We start from the raw sequence: 18,830 nt of genomic DNA, 5'->3' as shown, positions 1-18,830 counted from the left end.
GCGGTCAGGAGGCGAACGCGGCGACTATGAGGTCCGCGAGCAGCGCGCCCGCCGTGCCCTCAGGGTCGAGATCGGGGTCGTACACCGTCACATTCATCCCCACGCACCGCGGGGACCGCACCAAACCCTTGAGCAGCACGGTCAGTTCGGGTGGCAGCAACCCGTCCGGATCGGGGCTGTCGACGGCCGGCATCACACTCGGATCCAGCACGTCCGCGTCCAGATGCACCCAGAAACCGTCGAGCGCCGACACCTCCAGGGTCTGCACCACGGCCGCCGCGAGCTCCGCCACACCCCATTCGCGCAGCTCCGCCACCGTCATGGTGGGGATCTTCAACTCCGCGAGCTCGGCGCGGTCCTCGTGGAAGCAGTCCCGCATGCCGAGCAGCCGCACATCCTCGTCGCGCAGATAGGGCTCCAGGCCCTCCAGGTCGGTGAGATCCCGCTGGCCCCGCCCGGTCGCGAGCGCCAGCTCCTCACCGGCGGCCGCGCCGACCCGGTCGGAGTTGCCCGGGTGGCGGAAGTCGGCGGACGCGTCGACGGCCGCCAGTCCGTACCGGCCCATGCGGCGCAGCGCGAGCGCCGCGCCGAGCTGGATCGAGCAGTCGCCGCCGAGGACCAGCGGAAAGTCGCCGGCCCGCACATGGTGCTCGATCCGGTCGGCGAGGCGGGGTGTGTACGAGGCGATGGCCGCGGCGTTGAAGACGCCGTCGCCCTCCTGCCAGTCGCCGCGGTCGTAACGCGGAGGCACCACGACCCCGCCGAGGCGCTGCACGATCCGCTGCTCGCGCAGCGCGCCCGCGAGCTTGTAGCAGCCGGGCACGGCCCCGGGAGCCGGGGGCCGCAGGCCCAGGTTGGAGGGAGCGTCGACGACCACGATGTTGTGCATGCCATCCATCCTCACTCCCGTGCTCCGGACGTTCAATGCATCGGCGAGACGTCGCCAAGGTGCCCGGGAGCGGAACCAATTCGGGAGCGGTCAGCCGCCGCCGGCGGGCGGCGGGCGGCGGGCGGCGGGCGTTCAGCGGCCGAGCATCTCGCTGGTGATCGCCCAGCGTTCGTGGTCGCGCCAGGCCCCGTTGATGTAGAGGAAGTCGGGCGAGTAGCCCTCGAGCCGGAAACCCGCGCCGCGCACGAGCCCGATCGAAGCCGCGTTGAGCGGCTGGATGTTGGCTTCCAGCCGGTGCAGGCCCATCGCCCCGAAGGCGTGCCGCACGACGAGGCCGAGGCCCTCCCCCATCCGACCGCGGCCGACGGCGTGAGCGAACGCGCCGTATCCGATCGCACCGCAGCGGAAGCCGCCCGCGACGATGTTGTTGATGTTGACGAACCCGTCGATCCGGCCGGACTCGCGCTCGCAGACCAGGAATCCGGCCCGGGCCGGGTCCTCGATGAGCCTGGTCGCGTACTCGGCGTAGGCCTCGGCCGTGGTGGGCGGGAAGAGCCAAGGCCGGTGGTGCTCGATGCTGTGGCGCGCCTGCTCGGTGAACTCCTCGCTGTCCTCGTACGCGTAGGGGCGTATCGCGACGCGGGGACCCGCGGCGAGCCAGGTCTCGGGGGTGGGCGTTTCGGGCATCGCGCCAGCCTAACCGGGCTCTCTACATGGCACGCCGGTAGAGGAAGCAGGCGCCGGGAGGCACCCCGGCCTTGCCTCTGGCTGACGCCGAGGGGCTGACGCTGCCTTGGGGCTCATGGGACCAGGATGGGCAGATCCTGGTCCCATGGGACCGGTGGGACGGGCCGTACGGGTGAGACGTGCCGCACGCTTGGCGGCGCGGTCGGAACGGTCGCCCTGACATGTCGGCCCCTTTGCCTCGGATGTCTGAGCAGCGCAAGACCCCTGCCTGGCGTGCCTTGTCAGACAACTTATGCCCAGACAGATTGGGATCTACAAGCGTGGAACGTCAAGCGCAGCCGGATGCTTGCGTCCGCGTGAAGCGACATCGCAGCTCACCCGAGATCCGTCGGCCGTTGCCCGGACGGGCGCACTCGCCTAACTTGCTGGCAGGTGGACAGACAACCGAACCAAGGAGAGTCCGTGGCAGTCAGCCGGCAGCAGCGCCGACCGGTCGTCGTGCTGTACGAGCGGATCGCCGACGCCATCCACGACGGCACCTATCCGCCGGGCTCCACGCTCCCCTCCGAGCCGAGGCTCGCGACCGAGCTGGGCGTCAGCCGGCCCGCCCTGCGCGAGGCCCTGCTGCTGCTCCAGGAGGACGGGCTCCTCTCGGTACGGCGCGGAGTCGGCCGGACCGTCAACGACCGCCCGCCGCAGCGCGGTTACGAGCACATCCAGCCGCTGGAGGAGCTGCTGTCCGCCGGCTCCCCGCTCCGGGTGCGGCCGCTGCTGCGCGCGGTGGAGGAGCCCACCGACTTCACCACCCAGCATCTGCTCGCCCCCGCCAGGGCGGAGCTGCGGTTCTGGGAGTCACTGCTGGCCGGGGAGAGCGCCGCCGCGGCGCTCAGCCAGGAGTGGGCGGCCGCCGAGGAAACGCTGAACGAGGCGCATCCGGCCTTCGCCGACGCGCTGCGGGCCGCCCCGGCCCCGGCCACCTCGATGCTCGCGGTGCTGACCGCGGCCTCCCGCGGGGTGGCGCTGACCGCCCACAGCGGGGTGAGCGCCACGCTGCTCGGCCAGCGGCGCGGCGACCAGCTGGGCCGCCCCGCGGACACCTCCGCCGTGCTGATCACCCAGGTGATCCGGGTCGGCGACATCCCGGTCCTGGCGGCCAAGCACATGCTGCCGACGGGTGCGCCGGCGCTTCCGGTGCTCCAGTCCAACTGACGCTCCGGGCCGCCCGCCGTTTCCTTGCCGTACACTCCCGGGATGCACTTGTCTGACATCCTCCGCGCGCCCAAGGCCGTCCTTCACGACCACCTCGACGGTGGTCTGCGTCCTGCCACGATCATCGAGCTGGCCCGCGAGTGCGGCTACCGCGAGCTGCCCTCCGAGGACCCGGCGGCGCTCGCGACCTGGTTCCGTGACGCCGCCGACTCCGGATCGCTGGAGCGCTACCTGGAGACCTTCGCGCACACCTGCGCGGTGATGCAGACCCGTGAGGCGCTGGAGCGCATCGCGGCGGAGTGCGCCGAGGACCTGGCGGCGGACGGGGTCGTCTACGCCGAGGTGCGGTACGCGCCCGAGCAGCATCTGGAGCAGGGTCTGACCCTCGACGAGGTCGTCGACGCGGTCAACGCCGGTTTCCGCGAGGGCGAGCGCCGCACCGGCGGCCGGATCACGGTCCGCGCGCTGCTCACCGGCATGCGGCACACCGAACGCTCCCTGGAGATAGCCGAGTTGACGGTCGCCCACCGCGACCGCGGAGTGGCCGGCTTCGACATCGCGGGCGGCGAGATCGGCAACCCACCGGCCCGTCACCTGCCCGCTTTCCAGCATCTGAAGCGGCACAACTGCCACTTCACGATCCACGCGGGCGAGGCCGTCGGCGCGGAGTCGATCCACGAGGCGGTGCAGATCTGCGGCGCCGAACGGATCGGACACGGAGTGCGCATCACCGACGACATCACCGTGCACGACGACGGCACCGCGGATCTGGGCCATCTCGCTGCCTACGTACGCGACAACGGCATCGCGCTGGAGGTGTGCCCGACCTCCAACCTCCAGACGGGCGCGGCGAAGGACTATGCCACGCACCCCATCGACCTGCTGCGCCGCCTCGGCTTCCGCGTCACCCTCAACACCGACAACCGCCTGGTCTCCGGCACCACCATGAGCCAGGAGTTCCAGCACATGGCGGACGCCTTCGGCTACGGGCCCGAGGTCTTCGAGCAGTTCACGGTCGCCGCGGTCGAGTCGGCGTTCCTGCCGCTGCCGGAGCGCCGGCGGCTGATCGACGAGGTGATCCGGCCGGGGTACGCGGCACTGCGCGAAGCCCGCGGCGCCTAGGGCCTGTCGTCTGGATCTTGCCGGGCTCGCGTGCCCTGGCGCCGCGCCTCGCCGCATTGTCGTCAGTCGGCAACCGCATTGCTCCCCCGTCCCCCGTCAGATCAGCGCAGGCTCGTCCAGCGTCAGTGTCCCCGCGTCCGCGTCCAGCACTGCGGCCACTCCCAGCGGCATCGTCAGCGCCGGCTCGCCGTGCCCGAAGCCCAGTTCCTCGACGACCGGCACGCCCAGCCCGCCGAGCCGGTCCAGCAGCACCGCGCGGATCCGGTCGTACGGACCGCACTGCGCCCAGGAGCCGAGGGCGATGCCCGCGACGCCCTCCAGCCAGCCGGAGCGCAGCAGTTGGGTGAGGATCCGGTCGAGGCGGTAGTCCTCCTCCTCCACATCCTCGATCAGCAGCAGACCGCCGCGGGCGGACCGCCTGGCGTGCGGGGTGCCGATGTCGGCGGCGAGGAGGCTGACACACCCGCCGAGCGTGATGCCCCGGGCCTTGCCGGGGACCAGAGTGCGGGCCGTCTCCAGGCCGAGGGTGCGAACCGACTCGGGCTCCAGCAGCGTGGCGCGCAGCGACTCCTGGGTGCGGCCGTCCTTGAGGAAGGTCTCCGTGCCGACCATCGGCCCGTGCAGGGTGGCCAGGCCCATCCTGGTCGCGAATGCCTCGTGGAGCGCGGTGAGGTCGCTGTAGCCGACGAACACCTTGGGGCCCGCCGCCCGTATCGCCGTCCAGTCGAGCAGATCGACCATGCGCTGTGCGCCGTAGCCGCCGCGCGCGCAGATGACGGCGGAGACCGACGGGTCGCACCAGGCCTCGGTCAGTTCCCTGGCCCGTACGTCGTCGGAGGCGGAGAGATACCAGAACTCCGGGTGCTGGTCGCGGACATGGGGCAGCACGACGGGGTCCAGGTCCCAGCCGCGCAGGATGGCCAGACCCTTGTCGATGCGGTCGTCGGGTACGGGGCCGCTGGGTGCCACGACGGCGACCTTGGCCCCCTGCCGCAGTCGTGCGGGCCGGGTCAGGTGCGTGGGCGTCACTTCTTGAGCTCCAGCAGCGGGATGTCGGGGCGGGTGATGCCGAAGGTCTGTGCGTACAGGGAGAGTTCGGACTCGAGTGCGCGGACCATGGTGTCCGCTCTGCGGAAACCGTGGCCCTCGCCTTCGAAGGCGATGTACGCGTGCGGGATGCCGCGTCCCGCCATCTGCGCCAGGAACCGTTCGGCCTGCACGGGCGGGCAGATCACGTCGTCGAGGCCCTGAAGCAGCAGGAACGGCGAGGTGATCCGGTCGACGTGCTGCAGCGGCGAGCGTTCGCGGTAGCGGCCCGGGACTTCGGCGAGCGGTCCGATCAGCGACTCCAGGTACTGGGACTCGAAGTCGTGCGTCTCGTCCGTCGCCCAGCTCACCAGGTCCAGGACGGGATAGATGATGGTGCCGCAGGCGTAGACATCGGTGGTGGTGAGTGACGCGGCGGTGGTCCAGCCGCCGGCGCTGCCGCCGCGGACGGCCAGCCGGGCCGGGTCCGCGGTGCCTTCGGCGGCCAGTGACTCGGCGACCGCCGCACAGTCCTCGACGTCGACGACGCCCCACTGTTCGCGCAGCCGGTCGCGGTACTCGCGGCCGTAGCCGGTGGACCCGCCGTAGTTGACGACGGCGACGCCGATGCCGCGCGAGGTGAAGTAGGCGATCTCCAGATCGAGGACGAGTGGCGCGCGGCTGGTCGGTCCGCCGTGTGCCCACACCACGAAAGGCGGCAGTTCGTCGTCGGGCGCGATCCGGTCGGGGCTGTGCGGCGGATAGATATGGGCGTGGATCTCGCGGTTGTCCGGCCCGGTGAAGGTGCGGATCTGCGGCTCCGGGTAGTACACCGGGGCCACCGGGTCGTCGTGTGCCGAGCCGATGACCCTGGCCCGTCCGGTGCGGGTGTCCAGTTCCACGATCTCGTAGGCGCTGCGCGGGCTGGCCGCGACGCCGATCACCCGGTCGCCGTGCACGGCGATCGTCGGCGCCCACTCGGTCCAGGGTCCCGCCGTGTCGACGAGTTCGCCGGTGTCCGGGTCGAGGATGCCGAGTGACGTGGCGCCCTTGCCGTGGATCACGGCGATCAGCCCGTTCTCCAGCGGGTGGAACCAGCGGAGGCCGAGCTGCCACAGCGGTCCGCCGAACTCCTCGCCGCGGCCCGGACAGAGGCTGGTGCTCGGCACGACGCCGGGTGCGAGTCCTTCCCTGCCGGGTGCGAGTCCCTCCAGGCGGATCCGTTGCAGGTCCCACCAGTTGCTCAGGTCGGAGACGAAGAGCAGCGAGCCGTCGTGTGCCCAGTCGGCCTGGCAGACCGACTCGTCCGTGTCGCCGACGACGGGCCGCACTGCGGTGAACGGACCGTCCTCGGTGACCTCGCCGAGCATCACCACCGTGCCGTCCCACGGCATCTGTGGGTGGTCCCAGGCGATCCAGGCGGCGTGCCGTCCGTCCGGCGAGAGCCGTGGACCGGTGACAAAGCGGTGCCGGTCGTCGGAGAGCTCCCGCACCGCACCGCGGTCCTCCGCCGCCGAGCCGTCCAGCGGAACGGCGGTGATCACCCGGCGCACGTCCGTGGGCGCCTCGCCGGTGAACTCCTCCAGCACACACCAGACTTCGCCGCGCTCCAGGTGGAGCTGCGGGTCGGCCCAGCGCAGTCCGCCGCCGACCTGCGAGAGGGGTGTGAGCGGGCGTGGCCCGGTCTCCGGCGCGTCCGGTTCGCAGGCGTACAGCCGCTGGTCGGCGAAGTTGACGAAGACGACGAGCGGGCCGCCGTCGGGCCGGTCGGCCCCGGCCCACGGATGTCCGCCGTACTCCATGACTCTGCTGCGGACGTTCCACGGCGCGGGGAGCACCGACTGCTCGTCGCCGTCGGCGCGCCGGCGGACCAGGGCCCGTCTGCCGCCTTCGGTGGGGCGTGGCGCGGTCCACCACACCTCCTCGCCGACCATGCCGAGGAACTCGGGCCGGCCGTCGTGCGAGGCGGCGAGCGCCGCGTCGATCGGCGACGGCCAGGTGCCGAACGCTCCCGTGGGTACCATGACCGACTCCCCCTATGCGGACCGCAGATAGTGGTCGAGGACATGCACGCCGAAGTGCAGGGCCTCGACCGGGACGCGCTCGTCGACGCCGTGGAACATCGCCGCGTAGTCGAAGCCGGGCGGCAGCTTCAGCGGCGAGAAGCCGTATCCCGTGATGCCGAGCCGGGAGAACTGCTTGGCGTCGGTGCCACCCGGCATGCAGTACGGCACGACATGCCCGGCCGGGTCGAAGCGCTCGACGGCGGCGCGCAGTTTGGCGAAGGTCGGCGAGTCGACGGGCGCCTCCAGCGGTACTTCCCGGTGGTGGAACTCCCACTCCACGTCCGGACCGGTCAGCCGGTCCATGGTGTCGTGGAACTCGGCCTCCCCGCCGGGCAGCATCCGGCCGTCGACAAAGGCAGTGGCGTGCCCCGGGATCACATTGATCTTGTAGCCGGCGTCCAGCATGGTCGGGTTGGCGCTGTTGCGCACGGTCGGCTCGACGAGAGCGGCGGCCGTGCCGAGCTTGGACATCAGTGCGTCCGCGTCGAAGTCGGCGGCGTCCACATCGGCATCGATGCCGTGCAGCGCGGCCAGCTCGGCCAGTGCGGCCCGGACGGTGGTGGTGAGCCGCACCGGCCACTCGTGCTCGCCGATCCTGGCGATGGCCCCGGCGAGCCGGCTCACCGCGTTCGCGCGGTTGACCTTGGAGCCGTGGCCGGCGCGGCCGTGCGCGGTGAGCTTGAGCCAGGCCGTGCCCCGTTCTCCGGCGGCGATGGGATAGAGCGTCATGCCGTGACCGGCATGGAAGGTGAAGGCGCCGGACTCGCTGATGCCCTCGGTGCAGCCGTCGAACAGGTCCGGGTGCCGGTCGGCGAGGAACCCCGAGCCGTCGGCGGCGCTGGCCTCCTCGTCGGCCGTGTAGGCAATCACGATGTCGCGCCGGGGCCGGACGCCGGCGCGGGCCCAGGCCCGGACGACCGCCAGGATCATCGCGTCCATGTTCTTCATGTCGACGGCGCCACGCCCCCAGACGACCCCGTCACGGACCTCGCCGGAGAAGGGGTGGACGGTCCAGTCGTCGGGCTCGGCGGGCACCACGTCCAGATGGCCGTGGACCAGGAGCGCGTCGGCCGACGGGTCGGTGCCTTCGAGACGGGCGACGACATTGGTGCGCCCGGGTGTGCGCTCCAGCAGGACGGGCTCGAGACCTGCCGCGGCCAGCCTCTCCGCCGCGTACTCGGCGGCGGGCCGCTCCTGGCAGTCGCCGCCGCCCCTGTTGGTGGTGTCGATCCGGATGAGCTCGGAGGTGAAGGTCACCACCTCGTCGAGCGCCCGGTCGTCGATGGGCGTTGTGCCGTCGATGGGCGTTGTCACGTCAGCCATACTGCTCCTCCACTGCCGCCGAGACGATCGTCGTGACCGCTTTGAAGGTGCGAATGCCCTCATACATGGTCGCGCTGGTGTATGCGACCCGCCGCTCACCGCTGCCCGCGACCCCGGGCACGACGGTGGCGGCGGCCGCGAGATGCTCCGCGTCGAACTCCAGCTCCACGGTGAACGGCCCGCCTCGGACCGGTTCGCTCCGCAGGGCCAGCGCCGTCGCTTCCTTCGCCGCGGCGCGGATGTCGGACGCGGTACGAGCCGGGGTGCGGCACACCGCGGCATACCGCGAGACATGGTCCTTGACCGCGACCTTGCGGGCCTGTGGCGCATAGCCGTCGGCGTCCACGCAGGTCAGATCGTCGCCGGTAACCAGGACCACCGGCACACCGTACTCCGCGACCACCTGCGCGTTCAGCAGGCCCTCGCTCGCGCGGGCGCCGTTCAGCCAGACCCCGGTGATCGAGTTGGCAAGGTAGGTGTGCGCGAGCACTCCTTCCGTACCCGCTCCCGTGTGGTACCCGACGAAGGCGATGCCGTCCACGTCGCCGTGCTGCACGCCTTCGACCATGGACAGCGACTTGTGCTTGCCGGTGAGCATCTGCACGCGCTCGTCCATCCGCTCCAGCAGCAGATTGCGCATGCTCCAGTGCGCCTCATTGATGAGCACCTCATCGGCGCCGCCGTCGAAGAAGCCGAGCGCTGCCGCGTTCACATCCGAGGTGAACATGGTCCGGCAGCGCTCCCACTGGGGCGTGCCGGGCAGCACGTCGGCCGGCCAGGTCACGCCGGTGGCGCCTTCCATGTCGGCGCTGATGAGGATCTTCATGGATCGAAACCGTACGCGTCGCCACGCGGCCCCACCAGCCCTGTGGATAACTGCCGGAGGGTCGCGCCGGCGAGCATGTTTCGCCCTCGTACTGTCGCGCGGTCACGAGAAGCCGCGGATACCGGTCCGCACGGGCCGGCGAGGCCGGCGAAGGCCGGCCGACCACGCGTACGCCGGGTGAACGAAGCTCAGCAGTGGCCCTCGGCGGGTTCCAGGGACCAGATCAGTTCGGCCCGCAGCGGCCCGGTGCGCGCGAGAAAGCTGCCGTGGTCCGCGGCGAGCATCGCGTGCTGTGAGGCGTGACAGAGAACCGCCTCGCGTTTGGCCGCCCACTGCTCGTCCGTGAGGCGCAGATCGTGCCGGACCGTGGCCCGGTGGTCGCGCAGCAGCTCCTGGTACGCGAGGCCCCACTTCTCACTCCCGGCGAGGGCCGCGCTCGCCCGGTCGGTGCCCCATTCCGGCAGATGGCCGGTGTACGGCAGATCGGCGTACACCCACGGCAGCGGCGCGCCCAGGTCGGCGAGGACCCGCGTGGCGCGCAGCCGTACGGTCGCGTGGTCCGGCTGGTTGGTGCCGAGCGGAACGAGCACGCGCGTGCTGGGGTCGAGGCTCTTCAGGAGGCGGTCCAGGCCGGTGAGTTCACCGCTGTCGGCGTACGGGCCGTCCGGGTGGTCGAGTACGACCTGCTCGGCGCCGAGGCGTGCGCAGGCCGCGGCGTCCTCGGCGCGGCGGCTGCGGTGCGCCTCGGCCGGCGAGGAGAAGCCACAGGAGCTGTCCCACCAGGACGTCGGGGCATCGGCGGCCGGTGCGCCGCCGTAGACGGTGACGACGGCGACCGGGCCCGGCAGTGCGAGCAGCAGCCCGCCGAGCGAGAGGGCCGCGTCGTCGAAGTGCGGCGAAAGCACGACGGTGCGCCAGGAGTGAGGTGCGGAGACAGACATGAATTCCTCGGAAATCAGTGGGTGGAACGGTCAGTCGGGCCAGAGCGAGCGCGGGTCCAGCGAGGCGAAGGCGGTGTCCCATGCTTCGTCGTCGCCTTCCCAGCGGCCGGGTACCCCGGCGACAGTGCCCCAGGCGATGCCGGGCGGGAGGGAGTCGGCATCCGCCGGCGGTGTACGGCGCAGCCACAGCAACGCGCACCGGTGGGCCGGGTAGAGAGCGGTGAGCAGTCCGCGCAGCCGCTTCAGATCAGCGGCGCTCAGTTCGTCGAAGGCGTCGTGGTGGACATAGAGCACCCGCTCGGTGGACGCGGTCAACGCGCGCCAGCGGGAGGCGAGATGGTCGAACTTCGCTCGCACCGCCGGGAGCTGCCGGCGGATGTCTTCGGCGGTCAGCGGACCGCCGTCGAAGGAGTGGAATTCATGGAAGAAGCGGATGTCGGAGCCCCGGTCCAGCGCGCAGGCCCCGTCGCTGAACGGTTCGGTCAGCCCGGGACGCAGGACGTTGCCGAAGTCGGCGGCGATCGTCTCGAGTACGGACTCGAATTCGAGATCGAGCCAGTCGAAGAAGTGGGCCCGGTCGCTGCCGGTGATCCGGCGGATCTGGTAGGTCGATTCGCAGTGGTATCCGAGGCCGACACAGACGTCGTACACAGCGTTCTCCGGCGGGACGGCGTCAGCGGGAGGCGGTACGGCGGCGCAGCAGAACGCCGACGCTTCCGCGTTTGCTGAGGAAGGCGCGGCCGCCGCAGACGGACTCGAGGGCCGGGAAGACCAGTTGTGTCTCGGCGGTCCGGTCCCAGACCGCCGAGGTCTCCAGCCAGGGACGCAGCCGTGCGGCGAGCGCTTCCGGCTCCAGGGCGATGAAGACGAGATCGGTCGGCAGACCGTCCAGCAGATCGAGGTCCTGGCCGTAGTAGAGCATCTCGATCAGCAGGTACGCGGCGCCGGGCAGCCGCGGTTCGGCGGCCAGCGCTTCGAGATCGTTCTGGTGTACGCGGACGCCGGGGCCGACGTGTTCGGCCAGCCGGCGGTGGAAGAGCGGATTGGGCTCGGTGGCGTCGACGGTGAAGCCCTTGCCCGCGAGCCTGTCCGTGAGCGCGCCTTCACAGGCGCCGACCTCGATCAGCGGGCCGTCGTCGGGCGCACACATGCCGGAGATCCAGGCGGTGGTGGCGTCCAGCCGTTCCTGCTCGTACGCGGAGGTGGCGAACTCCCAGGGGTCGTCGACCGATGCCGCGGCGTCGTCGAGGCTCGCCAGCAGCGCGAACAGCCGCTCGCGTTCGTCGGCGTCGGCGGTGAAGAAGCGTTCGGTCGCCGGGACTCGCGCGGTTTCGATCCGGTGCTGCGGTGATTCGGTGCGCAGCAGATGGCCGCAGTGCCGGTTGACGAAGTCGAGTTTCGCGCGGATCCGGGCGCGGTCGAGCGGTCGGTCGAGGTCGCTGCTGAACTGGAGGAAGGGCGAGTAGCCGACGGCGTGTTGCACGGGAAGTCCGTGTCCGGCGGCCGCTGCGTCCCTGCCGAGCTGGCCTCTGCTGCGGCGGTTGTCGGCGGGCGAGTGCGTCCACAGGCGCGCGGGCCGGCCGGCGGCGGACCGCTCGATCAGGGCGGCGAGGGCTTTGGGTCCGGGCGAGGCGGCCGCCTCGTCGACGGGCCTCACGTACCCGGCGAGTAAGGCGAGCCGCTCGGTGAGATCGCTCTCCGCCGGCAGAGCGATCTGCTTCACGGCGTCGCCGCACAGCACATGGACTTCCTGGCCCTGGGCTGCGTCGAGCACGGAGAGGAAGTCGAGAACCGCGTCCTCGGCCCTGAGCACCACCACTATGTCGATCACGGACGGGTCCCATCAGCAGAGTTGGCCGGGCATCACGCACCCTAACCGCTCCCGGCCCGCGTGGTCCAGACCAATTTTCCATCGATGGGTGGGGGTCCGAGCTGGCCTGACGCTACGTCAATTCCACTGACAGCCAGGCGACTTCGGACCGACTCAGCCGTTCCGGCCGACGACCAGCCACTTCGACGGCAGCTCGATACGCGAGCCGTCCGCCTCGTACTCCGTCGTCGTCAACGGCAGATCGCCGCTCGCCAGGACCGACAACCCTGCCGTACTGAGGAAGTCGACGACCTCCGCGTCGGCCACCGCGCCCGGCACGATGCCGTGCCGAAGCACCGGCTGAAGCTTCGGCGGCGGCCCCGACGGCGACTGCGCCAGCCGCATCAGCTTTCCACCGGCCGCCTCCGCGAGCTCCACCACGAAGCCGCGCCCGCGCTCGCCGAGCAGTACGGCAATCGCGTCGGCCAGCGGCTGCCGGTCCTGCGGTTCCAACTGGTGGAGCACGCCGCGCATATAGACGTTGCAGTCGCCCAGTTCGGTGTGCAGCTCCGCGACCGACTGGCCGTCGACCGCGTCGAGCTCGAGGAAGTCCAGCTCGCCCGACGGGATCGCGCCGCCCGCGGACTTCTCCTGGCCCCTGGCGAGCTCGATCGCCGCGGCCGCCAGATCGACCCCGACCGCCTTCGGGAAGCGGTCGGCGAGGAAGCGGGTCTGCGTGCCGTTGCCGCAGCCGAGGTCCAGAAGCGGGAGCGTGGGGCTGTCCACATGCGGTTCGTAGAGCGCCAGATGCAGTCCCGCGGTGAGCGCAGGCTCGGCGTCCCAGAAGACCGCTCCCTGTTCGCCGGACGCCTCTCGCCAGAATCCTTCCCAGGCGTCCTTGTACTGACTCGTCACGCTCATGACCAGCTCCCCAGGGTGTGACACGACGTCAAGATCGGTCTATCGCTCCCGGGTTGCGGCGACAAGGACCTGATGCATTCCTTCACGCGGCGTTCGACCCGGGGACCGGGCTCTCACACAACACGGCGCCAGGGCCTGTCGTCTGGATCAGGCCGGGTCAGTGAGCGGGGTCTGGTGTCGTGGATCGCAAGGCGGAGGAGGGAGGCATGGCGGAGCCATGCCGACCGACGACAACGCGGCGAGGCGCGGTGCCAGGGCACGCGAGCCCGGCAAGATCCAGCCGACAGACCCTAGGGCAGCGCAAGCTCGAACCAGACCGTCTTGCCGTCGGTCGTGCGGCTCGTGCCCCACTCCCGCGCCAGACGGCTCACCACCCGCAGCCCTCGGCCCACTTCGTCGGACGGACGGGAATCCAGCAGCGTCGGCAGCGTGTGGTCCTCGTCGGCCACCTCGCACAGCAGCGACTCCGCCCGGACCAGCCGCAGCTGACCGCGTCGGCCGCTCGCATGCCGTACGGCATTGGTGACCACTTCGCTGACCAGCAGCTCCGCCGTCTCCCTCAGATCGCCGAGCCCCCAGGAGGTCAGCTGCTCACGGACCAGCCGGCGCGCGCGGGCCGCCTCCAGCGGCTCCAGCGACAGCTCCCAGACGGCAACCGACTCGTCGGCGATGCCGTTGAGCCGCGCCATCAGCAGGGCCACGTCGTCCTTGCGCCCGCCTCTGGTGTTGAGCGCGCGGATGATGGTGTCGCAGGCGTCGTCCATGGAGGCCGCGGGGTGCGCGGCGGACTCGCAGAGCGTCGCCAGGCCGACTCCTATGTCCTCGCCGCGCACCTCCACCAGTCCGTCGGTGCACATCACCAGCCGGTCGCCGGGCCCGACGGGCACGCGGACGCTCTCGAACGGCACGCCTCCGACGCCGATCGGTGCTCCGGTCGGCAGTTCCAGCAGCTCGCTGCGCCCCTCTGCCGCGCGGACGATCACCGGCGGCACATGTCCCGCGTTCGCCATCTGCAGTTCGCCGCGGATCGGGTCGTAGACCGCGTACAGGCAGGTCGCGAGGTAGTGCTCGCCGAGGCGCTGAGCGAGATCGTCGAGATTCCGCAGCAGTTGCTCGGGCGGCAGATCGAGAGCGGCCATGGTCTGCACGGCGGTACGCAACTGGCCCATCATCGCGGCCGAGTTCAGGCCGTGGCCCATCACGTCGCCGACCACCAGCGCGGTACGCGAACCCGGCAGCTTCACGGTGTCGAACCAGTCGCCGCCGACCCGGCCGAGCAGCGTGCCCGGCAGATAGCGGGTGGCGGTGTCGCAGCCCGGCATCCGGGGAGTGACCTGCGGCAGCATCGAGTCCTGGAGCGTCTCGGCGACGTTCTCCTGGTAGGTGTACATCCGGGCGTTGTCGAGGACGAGCCCGGCGCGGGCTGCCAGTTCGGCGCCGGTGACCCGGTCCATGTCGTTGAACACGGCCCGCCGCGGGTGGCGCAGCAGAACCATGAAGCCGAGGACCACATTGCGTGCCTTCAGCGGCACGACCAGCATCGAACGGCCGTTGATCAGTGGCCGGATGTCGCGCTTCTCGAACTGCGAGGCGATGGCCGTGCCCATCTGCTCGCTGATCCGCGGCACCAGCACCGGGTCCCCGGTGGTCATGCACTGGAAGAACGGCGTGTGTTCCGGGAACGGCATCGACTCGCCGACCGGCACCACATCGTCCCAGCGGCCCGGCTCGTCGACATGCTCGACCGCGACCCGGTGCCACAGCGTGGTGGCGTCCGGCGGACCGTCCGGGAAGCCTTCACCGGCGATGACCTGCTCGCGCAGATAGGTGCCCGCGACATCGGTGAAGCGCGGCACGACGGCGGCGCTGACTTCCTGGATCGTACGGGAGAGGTCGAGCGAGGAACCGATGCGGCCGCTCACCTCGTTGAGGAACTCGAGCCGTTCGCGCACCGCCGCGTACTCGAGGTCCTGCTCCAGGTCGGCGGCGTCCACCAGCTGCCCGGCGGCTACGGCCTTCTCGGCCCTGCGCTGCCGTGCGATGCGCTCCGCCCGCCTCGGCACACCCCAGTCCGGCGTGACGGGCACCCGGTCGTGATGGCTGAACTCCAGCACGGGATAGCCGAGATCGAGGACCTGCGAGACGATCCGCGTCGACTCCTGGACGCTCATGCTCGGCAGGATCTCCGGGAGCCTGCGCGCCAGTTCGTCGGAGCCCGGGAATTCGGTGTGCAGCGCGAACCCCGGCGCTATGCGCTCGACGCTCTCGTCCTCGCCGGTGAACTGGTCGGCGTCCGCGGCCAGTACGAGCAGCCGCTCCTCGCCGGGTCCGACCATCGGATACGCCCACCACAGCACGTCGATCCGGTCGCGCCCGGGGTCGGAGAGGCGGGCGCGTCCCGCCGCGGGGTAGGAGGTGAGCCCGTTCAGCGAGGCGTCGAGGCCGGGGCCGAGGCCGCCGCAGCCGTCGTACGACTCGTACTCGTACTCGTCGGCGAGCGCTCCGGAGACCGGGAGTAACTCGGCGGCGGGCTGTCCCACCGCCTCCTCCTTGGCCGGGCCGAACAGCCGCCGGGCGCCGGTTGACCAGTGCGAGACCAGTCCGTCACCGTCCACGACGACCACGGCAAGCGGAATCCGGCCGGCCACTGCGTACTGCTGTGGCGGTGTCGGCGGAACACCACTGTCCATGGGTGGAGGCTCCTTCCCCGCCGCTACTCTCTGCGGCCTTGCCACCACCGTACGGCGGCGCGGACACGGGGCGCCGGGCAACGGCCGAATAGGTCGTGCGCCCGCGCGAAACTGACCATCGGTCAGTCCTCGTGCCCCAGTTGGAGATCGCGTTCCGTGCGCCCCCCGCCCGCCACCTGCAGGACTGTGGCCACCGGCGGATAGCCCGCCGCGATCACCGTGTACTCGCCGGACGACAGATCGACAAACCGGAAGGTGCCGTCGGGGCCCGTGGTGAGCGTGTCCACCACATTCCCGGCGGCGTCCAGCAGTGTCACGCGCGCCTCCTGGACCGGTCGGCCGCCGCCGGCCCGCACGGTGCCCTTCAGCACCGCCCCGCCGGCCAGTTCGATGTCCTGCCGCGTCTCGCGGGCCGCCTGCACGCTCACCGGAAGCGCGGCCGGCCGGAACGCGGGGGAGCTCGCGGCGAGCGTGTACTCCCCCGCGACCAGTTCCGTGATCACATAGCCGCCCTCGCGGCCGCTGCGCGTGGTGGCGACCACGTCGCCGCGTACGTCGGTGAGCGTGACCGCGGCATCGCGCACGGGCGTGCCGTCCGCGGTGACGACACTGCCGGCGAGCCGGCCGGCACCGCCGAGTACGACGTCGAGCTCCACGGTCCGCTCGCCGACCACGACGGTGACGGCCTGCGGCTGGTGTCCGCCGGCCGCCGCGATCATGACGTACGAACCCGGTCCTGGCACGCTCAGCGCATAGCGCCCGTCCTCGCCGCTCGCGCCGCGTCCGATCTGGTGTCCCGTCACGTCGATGAGGGTGAGGGCGGCGCGCGGCACGGTGCTGCCGTCGTGGTGCTGGACCGTGCCGCAGACCGGCAGACCCGAGATGTACGTGGGCGCGCTGCGGGCCTGGGGCACCGTAGCGGTCCCCTCGGCGGATGCGTTGTGGGACACCAGCGGTTTCTCCTTGAGAAAGAAGGCGATGAGCAGGCCGACGACGAGCACCGGCACCAGGTAGAGGAAGATCCGCGGCATCGCGTCCGCGTACGCCTGGACATAGCCGTCGCGTACGGCGGGCGGCATGGCGTGGACGAGTTGCGGAGTGATGGACGAGGCCTCGGCAGATGTCCCGTCCGGGAGGCCCGTGCCGTCCGGCAGGCGGTCGGCGAGTGCGTCGGTGAGCCGGTTGGCGAAGAGGGTGCCGAAGACGGCCGCGCCGACGCTGCCGCCGATCTGCCGGAAGTAGTTGTTGGCGCTGGTGGCGGTGCCGAGGTCGGCGGGCGGCACGGAGTTCTGCACGGCGAGGATCAGCACCGGCATGACCAGTCCGATACCGACGCCGAGAACGGCCTGCCAGATGCTGTACTCGAGCCTCGGTGTGTCGGTCTCCAGACGCGACAGCAGCCACATGCCGGCCACGGAGATCGCGCTGCCGAGCAGGGGATAGATCTTGTAGCGCCCGGTGCGGCTGATCAGCTGGCCGGAGACGACGGAGGCGACGACGATGCCGCCCATCATCGGCAGCATCAGCAGCCCGGACTCGGTGGCGCTGGCCCCGTCGACCATCTGCAGGAAGGTCGGCAGATAGCTCGCCGCGCCGAAGAGCGCGACGCCGACGACGGCCCCGACGAGGCTGGTGACGGTGAAGACCGAGTCGCGGAACAGCCGCAGCGGAATGATCGGTTCGGGCGCGAAGGACTCGACGGCCAGGAAGAGCAGGGTCGTTCCGGCGGCGCCGGCGGCGAGGCCGAGGATGACGTCCGAGTCCCACGCGTACTCCGTGCCGCCCCAACTGGTCAGCAGGACCAGGCAAGTGGAGGCCCCGGCGAGGAAGAGAGCGCCGAGCACGTCGAACCGGCCCCGGGAGGCGGGCTTGGGGAGTTTGAGGACGGCGGTCACCACGATCAGGGTGACCAGGCCGAACGGAACGTTGAAGTAGAAACACCAGCGCCAGGAGGCATGGTCGGTGAAGAAGCCGCCGAGGAGTGGTCCGGCGACCGACGCGAGGCCGAACGCCGCGCCGATGAGGCCCATGAAACGGCCGCGGTCCCTGGCCGGGACGATGTCCGCGATGATCGCCTGGACGCCGATCATGAGGCCGCCGGCGCCGATGCCCTGGATGGCGCGGAAGGCAATGAGCTGGTCCATGCTGCGTGACCAGCCGGCCAGCGCGGAACCGACGACGAAGACGACGATCGCGAACTGGAAGACGCCCTTGCGGCCGTAGAGATCGCCGAGTTTGCCGTAGACGGGCAGGCCGATGGTGGCGGTCAGGAGATAGGCGGTGATCGCCCAGGGCATCCGGTCGAGGCCGTGCAGTTCTCCGACGATCTTCGGCAGAGCGGTGGCGACGATCATCTGCTCGAGCGCGGCGAGCAGCAGCGCGAGCATGAGGCCGCAGAAGACAAGGCGTACGCGGCGCGGGCTGAGCGCGGTGACCTCGGCCGGTTCAGCAGGAGGCGGCGGTGCGGCCGCGGCCGGAGCGGCCTGCCCGTCCTTCACCAGAGTGATCCCGCCCACGTCACTGCTCCCCTCGTCGCGGCTGCGCGGCGTCATTCTTCGCATTGCACGCCAACGGGGAGCAAGCGGGACGTTATCCGGAGCAGGGGCGCGCCGTAGGGCCCAACTGCCCCTGACGGGGCGCGCGTCAGGCGCTCATCAGGGGCTTTCCCGCGACCCGTGGCGCGCGGGGCGCGTCACGACGCCGCGGGGAAAACCACTCGTAACGGTGAGAGTTGGAGCAGGCGGGACGGTGGACGTGGGCTACTTCTCGACCTCGGCCGCGAGCTTGGCGAGCACCGCGTCGTAGATCCGGCCGAGTCCCTTGGGGGCGAAGGTCTTCTCGAAGAATCCGCCGATGCCGCCCGCGCCGTTCCAGACGGTGGAGACGACGACCCGGGACTTGCCCTCGCCGGCCGGGGTCACGGTCCAGGTGGTGACCATCGAGGAGTTGCGGTCCTTCTCGACGAGCTGTCCGTCGGTCGGCTCGGACACCTCGAGGAGGCAGTCGCGGATGCGCTTGCTGGTCGCCTGGAGCTTCCAGTGGACGAGGGTGCCCTCGCCGTCGCCGCCCTCACGGACCTCGTACTCGCTGAAGTGCTCGGGCAGCACCTTCGCGCGGGTGTTCGTGTAGTCGGCCAGCGCGTCGAACACCTTCTCCGCGTCCGCCGCGATGATCCGTTCCGTAGTGGCCTCGACCTGCGCCATCGCCGTTCCTCCAGCACTCGTTGTTCGGGGGTGCGGCAGGGCCCTGTCCAGTCGATCTTGCCGGGCTCGCGTGCCCTGGCACGCCCGCTCGCCGCGTTGTCGTCAGTCGCCGACGCT

At 71.0% G+C, this 18,830-nt stretch carries 15 protein-coding genes; 2 read left to right on the top strand and 13 right to left on the bottom strand.

The window, feature by feature from the left end; all coding sequences use genetic code 11:
• Positions 1-4 precede the first annotated feature (4 nt).
• Both ACH4YL_RS25635 and ACH4YL_RS25630 read right to left on the bottom strand, forming a co-directional pair.
• A complete protein-coding gene (locus ACH4YL_RS25635) occupies positions 5-889 on the bottom strand; it encodes an arginase family protein (protein ID WP_398509768.1) in 885 nt (294 codons plus the stop codon).
• A 132-nt stretch (positions 890-1,021) separates the two neighbouring features.
• A complete protein-coding gene (locus ACH4YL_RS25630; protein WP_398509767.1) occupies positions 1,022-1,576 on the bottom strand; it encodes a GNAT family N-acetyltransferase in 555 nt (184 codons plus the stop codon).
• A 462-nt stretch (positions 1,577-2,038) separates the two neighbouring features.
• Here ACH4YL_RS25630 and ACH4YL_RS25625 point away from each other — a divergent pair, with 462 nt between their 5' ends.
• Positions 2,039-2,785 carry a GntR family transcriptional regulator gene (locus ACH4YL_RS25625; RefSeq protein ID WP_398509766.1) on the top strand — a complete coding sequence of 249 codons (747 nt, stop codon included), beginning with the start codon at positions 2,039-2,041 and terminating at the stop codon, positions 2,783-2,785.
• 42 nt (positions 2,786-2,827) lie between these two features.
• On the top strand, positions 2,828-3,907 hold the full coding sequence (locus ACH4YL_RS25620; protein ID WP_398509765.1) for an adenosine deaminase: 1,080 nt from the start codon (positions 2,828-2,830) through the stop codon (positions 3,905-3,907).
• Between the two features lie 96 nt (positions 3,908-4,003).
• On the opposite strand, the gene ACH4YL_RS25615 is transcribed toward ACH4YL_RS25620, so the two are convergent.
• The 11 genes from ACH4YL_RS25615 to ACH4YL_RS25565 all read right to left on the bottom strand — a co-directional run bounded on the left by ACH4YL_RS25615 (position 4,004) and on the right by ACH4YL_RS25565 (position 18,713).
• Complete coding sequence (locus ACH4YL_RS25615) at positions 4,004-4,936, bottom strand: LD-carboxypeptidase (protein ID WP_398509764.1); 933 nt, start codon at positions 4,934-4,936, stop codon at positions 4,004-4,006.
• Positions 4,933-6,957, bottom strand: coding sequence for a S9 family peptidase (locus tag ACH4YL_RS25610; RefSeq protein WP_398509763.1), 2,025 nt, complete (start codon positions 6,955-6,957; stop codon positions 4,933-4,935). Before ACH4YL_RS25610 ends, ACH4YL_RS25615 begins: the two co-directional genes overlap by 4 nt.
• A gap of 12 nt (positions 6,958-6,969) precedes the next feature.
• Positions 6,970-8,322, bottom strand: coding sequence for a M20/M25/M40 family metallo-hydrolase (locus tag ACH4YL_RS25605; RefSeq protein WP_398509762.1), 1,353 nt, complete (start codon positions 8,320-8,322; stop codon positions 6,970-6,972).
• Complete coding sequence (locus tag ACH4YL_RS25600) at positions 8,315-9,148, bottom strand: M55 family metallopeptidase (protein ID WP_398509761.1); 834 nt, start codon at positions 9,146-9,148, stop codon at positions 8,315-8,317. Before ACH4YL_RS25600 ends, ACH4YL_RS25605 begins: the two co-directional genes overlap by 8 nt.
• 188 nt (positions 9,149-9,336) lie before the next feature.
• The gene (locus tag ACH4YL_RS25595) at positions 9,337-10,089 is read right to left on the bottom strand and encodes a PIG-L deacetylase family protein (protein WP_398509760.1); all 753 of its coding nucleotides are present in this window, start codon (positions 10,087-10,089) and stop codon (positions 9,337-9,339) included.
• A 30-nt stretch (positions 10,090-10,119) separates the two neighbouring features.
• Complete coding sequence (locus ACH4YL_RS25590) at positions 10,120-10,740, bottom strand: papain-like cysteine peptidase (RefSeq protein ID WP_398509759.1); 621 nt, start codon at positions 10,738-10,740, stop codon at positions 10,120-10,122.
• A gap of 22 nt (positions 10,741-10,762) precedes the next feature.
• Complete coding sequence (locus ACH4YL_RS25585; RefSeq protein WP_398509758.1) at positions 10,763-11,920, bottom strand: SAM-dependent methyltransferase; 1,158 nt, start codon at positions 11,918-11,920, stop codon at positions 10,763-10,765.
• 153 nt (positions 11,921-12,073) lie between these two features.
• The gene (locus tag ACH4YL_RS25580) at positions 12,074-12,820 is read right to left on the bottom strand and encodes a class I SAM-dependent methyltransferase (protein WP_398509757.1); all 747 of its coding nucleotides are present in this window, start codon (positions 12,818-12,820) and stop codon (positions 12,074-12,076) included.
• A gap of 290 nt (positions 12,821-13,110) precedes the next feature.
• The gene (locus ACH4YL_RS25575; RefSeq protein ID WP_398509756.1) at positions 13,111-15,510 is read right to left on the bottom strand and encodes a SpoIIE family protein phosphatase; all 2,400 of its coding nucleotides are present in this window, start codon (positions 15,508-15,510) and stop codon (positions 13,111-13,113) included.
• A 122-nt stretch (positions 15,511-15,632) separates the two neighbouring features.
• A complete protein-coding gene (locus tag ACH4YL_RS25570) occupies positions 15,633-18,026 on the bottom strand; it encodes an MFS transporter (RefSeq protein WP_398509794.1) in 2,394 nt (797 codons plus the stop codon).
• Positions 18,027-18,269: 243 nt separating this feature from the next.
• Positions 18,270-18,713, bottom strand: a complete 444-nt coding sequence (locus tag ACH4YL_RS25565; protein WP_398509755.1) for an SRPBCC family protein — start codon at positions 18,711-18,713, stop codon at positions 18,270-18,272.
• Positions 18,714-18,830: the final 117 nt, after the last annotated feature.

Source organism: Streptomyces sp. NPDC020681 (assembly GCF_044334895.1).
GTDB lineage: Bacteria > Actinomycetota > Actinomycetes > Streptomycetales > Streptomycetaceae > Streptomyces.
This window is presented reverse-complemented; position numbering and strand designations above follow the sequence as displayed.

What these genes read in the sequence shown, in the direction of transcription:
- ACH4YL_RS25565 (WP_398509755.1), bottom strand. Translation starts at nt 18,713, where the DNA reads ATGGCGCAGGTCGAGGCCACTACGGAACGGATCATCGCGGCGGACGCG.
- ACH4YL_RS25635 (WP_398509768.1), bottom strand. Translation starts at nt 889, where the DNA reads ATGCACAACATCGTGGTCGTCGACGCTCCCTCCAACCTGGGCCTGCGG.
- ACH4YL_RS25620 (WP_398509765.1), top strand. Translation starts at nt 2,828, where the DNA reads ATGCACTTGTCTGACATCCTCCGCGCGCCCAAGGCCGTCCTTCACGAC.
- ACH4YL_RS25605 (WP_398509762.1), bottom strand. Translation starts at nt 8,322, where the DNA reads ATGGCTGACGTGACAACGCCCATCGACGGCACAACGCCCATCGACGAC.
- ACH4YL_RS25610 (WP_398509763.1), bottom strand. Translation starts at nt 6,957, where the DNA reads ATGGTACCCACGGGAGCGTTCGGCACCTGGCCGTCGCCGATCGACGCG.
- ACH4YL_RS25600 (WP_398509761.1), bottom strand. Translation starts at nt 9,148, where the DNA reads ATGAAGATCCTCATCAGCGCCGACATGGAAGGCGCCACCGGCGTGACC.
- ACH4YL_RS25580 (WP_398509757.1), bottom strand. Translation starts at nt 12,820, where the DNA reads ATGAGCGTGACGAGTCAGTACAAGGACGCCTGGGAAGGATTCTGGCGA.
- ACH4YL_RS25630 (WP_398509767.1), bottom strand. Translation starts at nt 1,576, where the DNA reads ATGCCCGAAACGCCCACCCCCGAGACCTGGCTCGCCGCGGGTCCCCGC.
- ACH4YL_RS25595 (WP_398509760.1), bottom strand. Translation starts at nt 10,089, where the DNA reads ATGTCTGTCTCCGCACCTCACTCCTGGCGCACCGTCGTGCTTTCGCCG.
- ACH4YL_RS25575 (WP_398509756.1), bottom strand. Translation starts at nt 15,510, where the DNA reads ATGGACAGTGGTGTTCCGCCGACACCGCCACAGCAGTACGCAGTGGCC.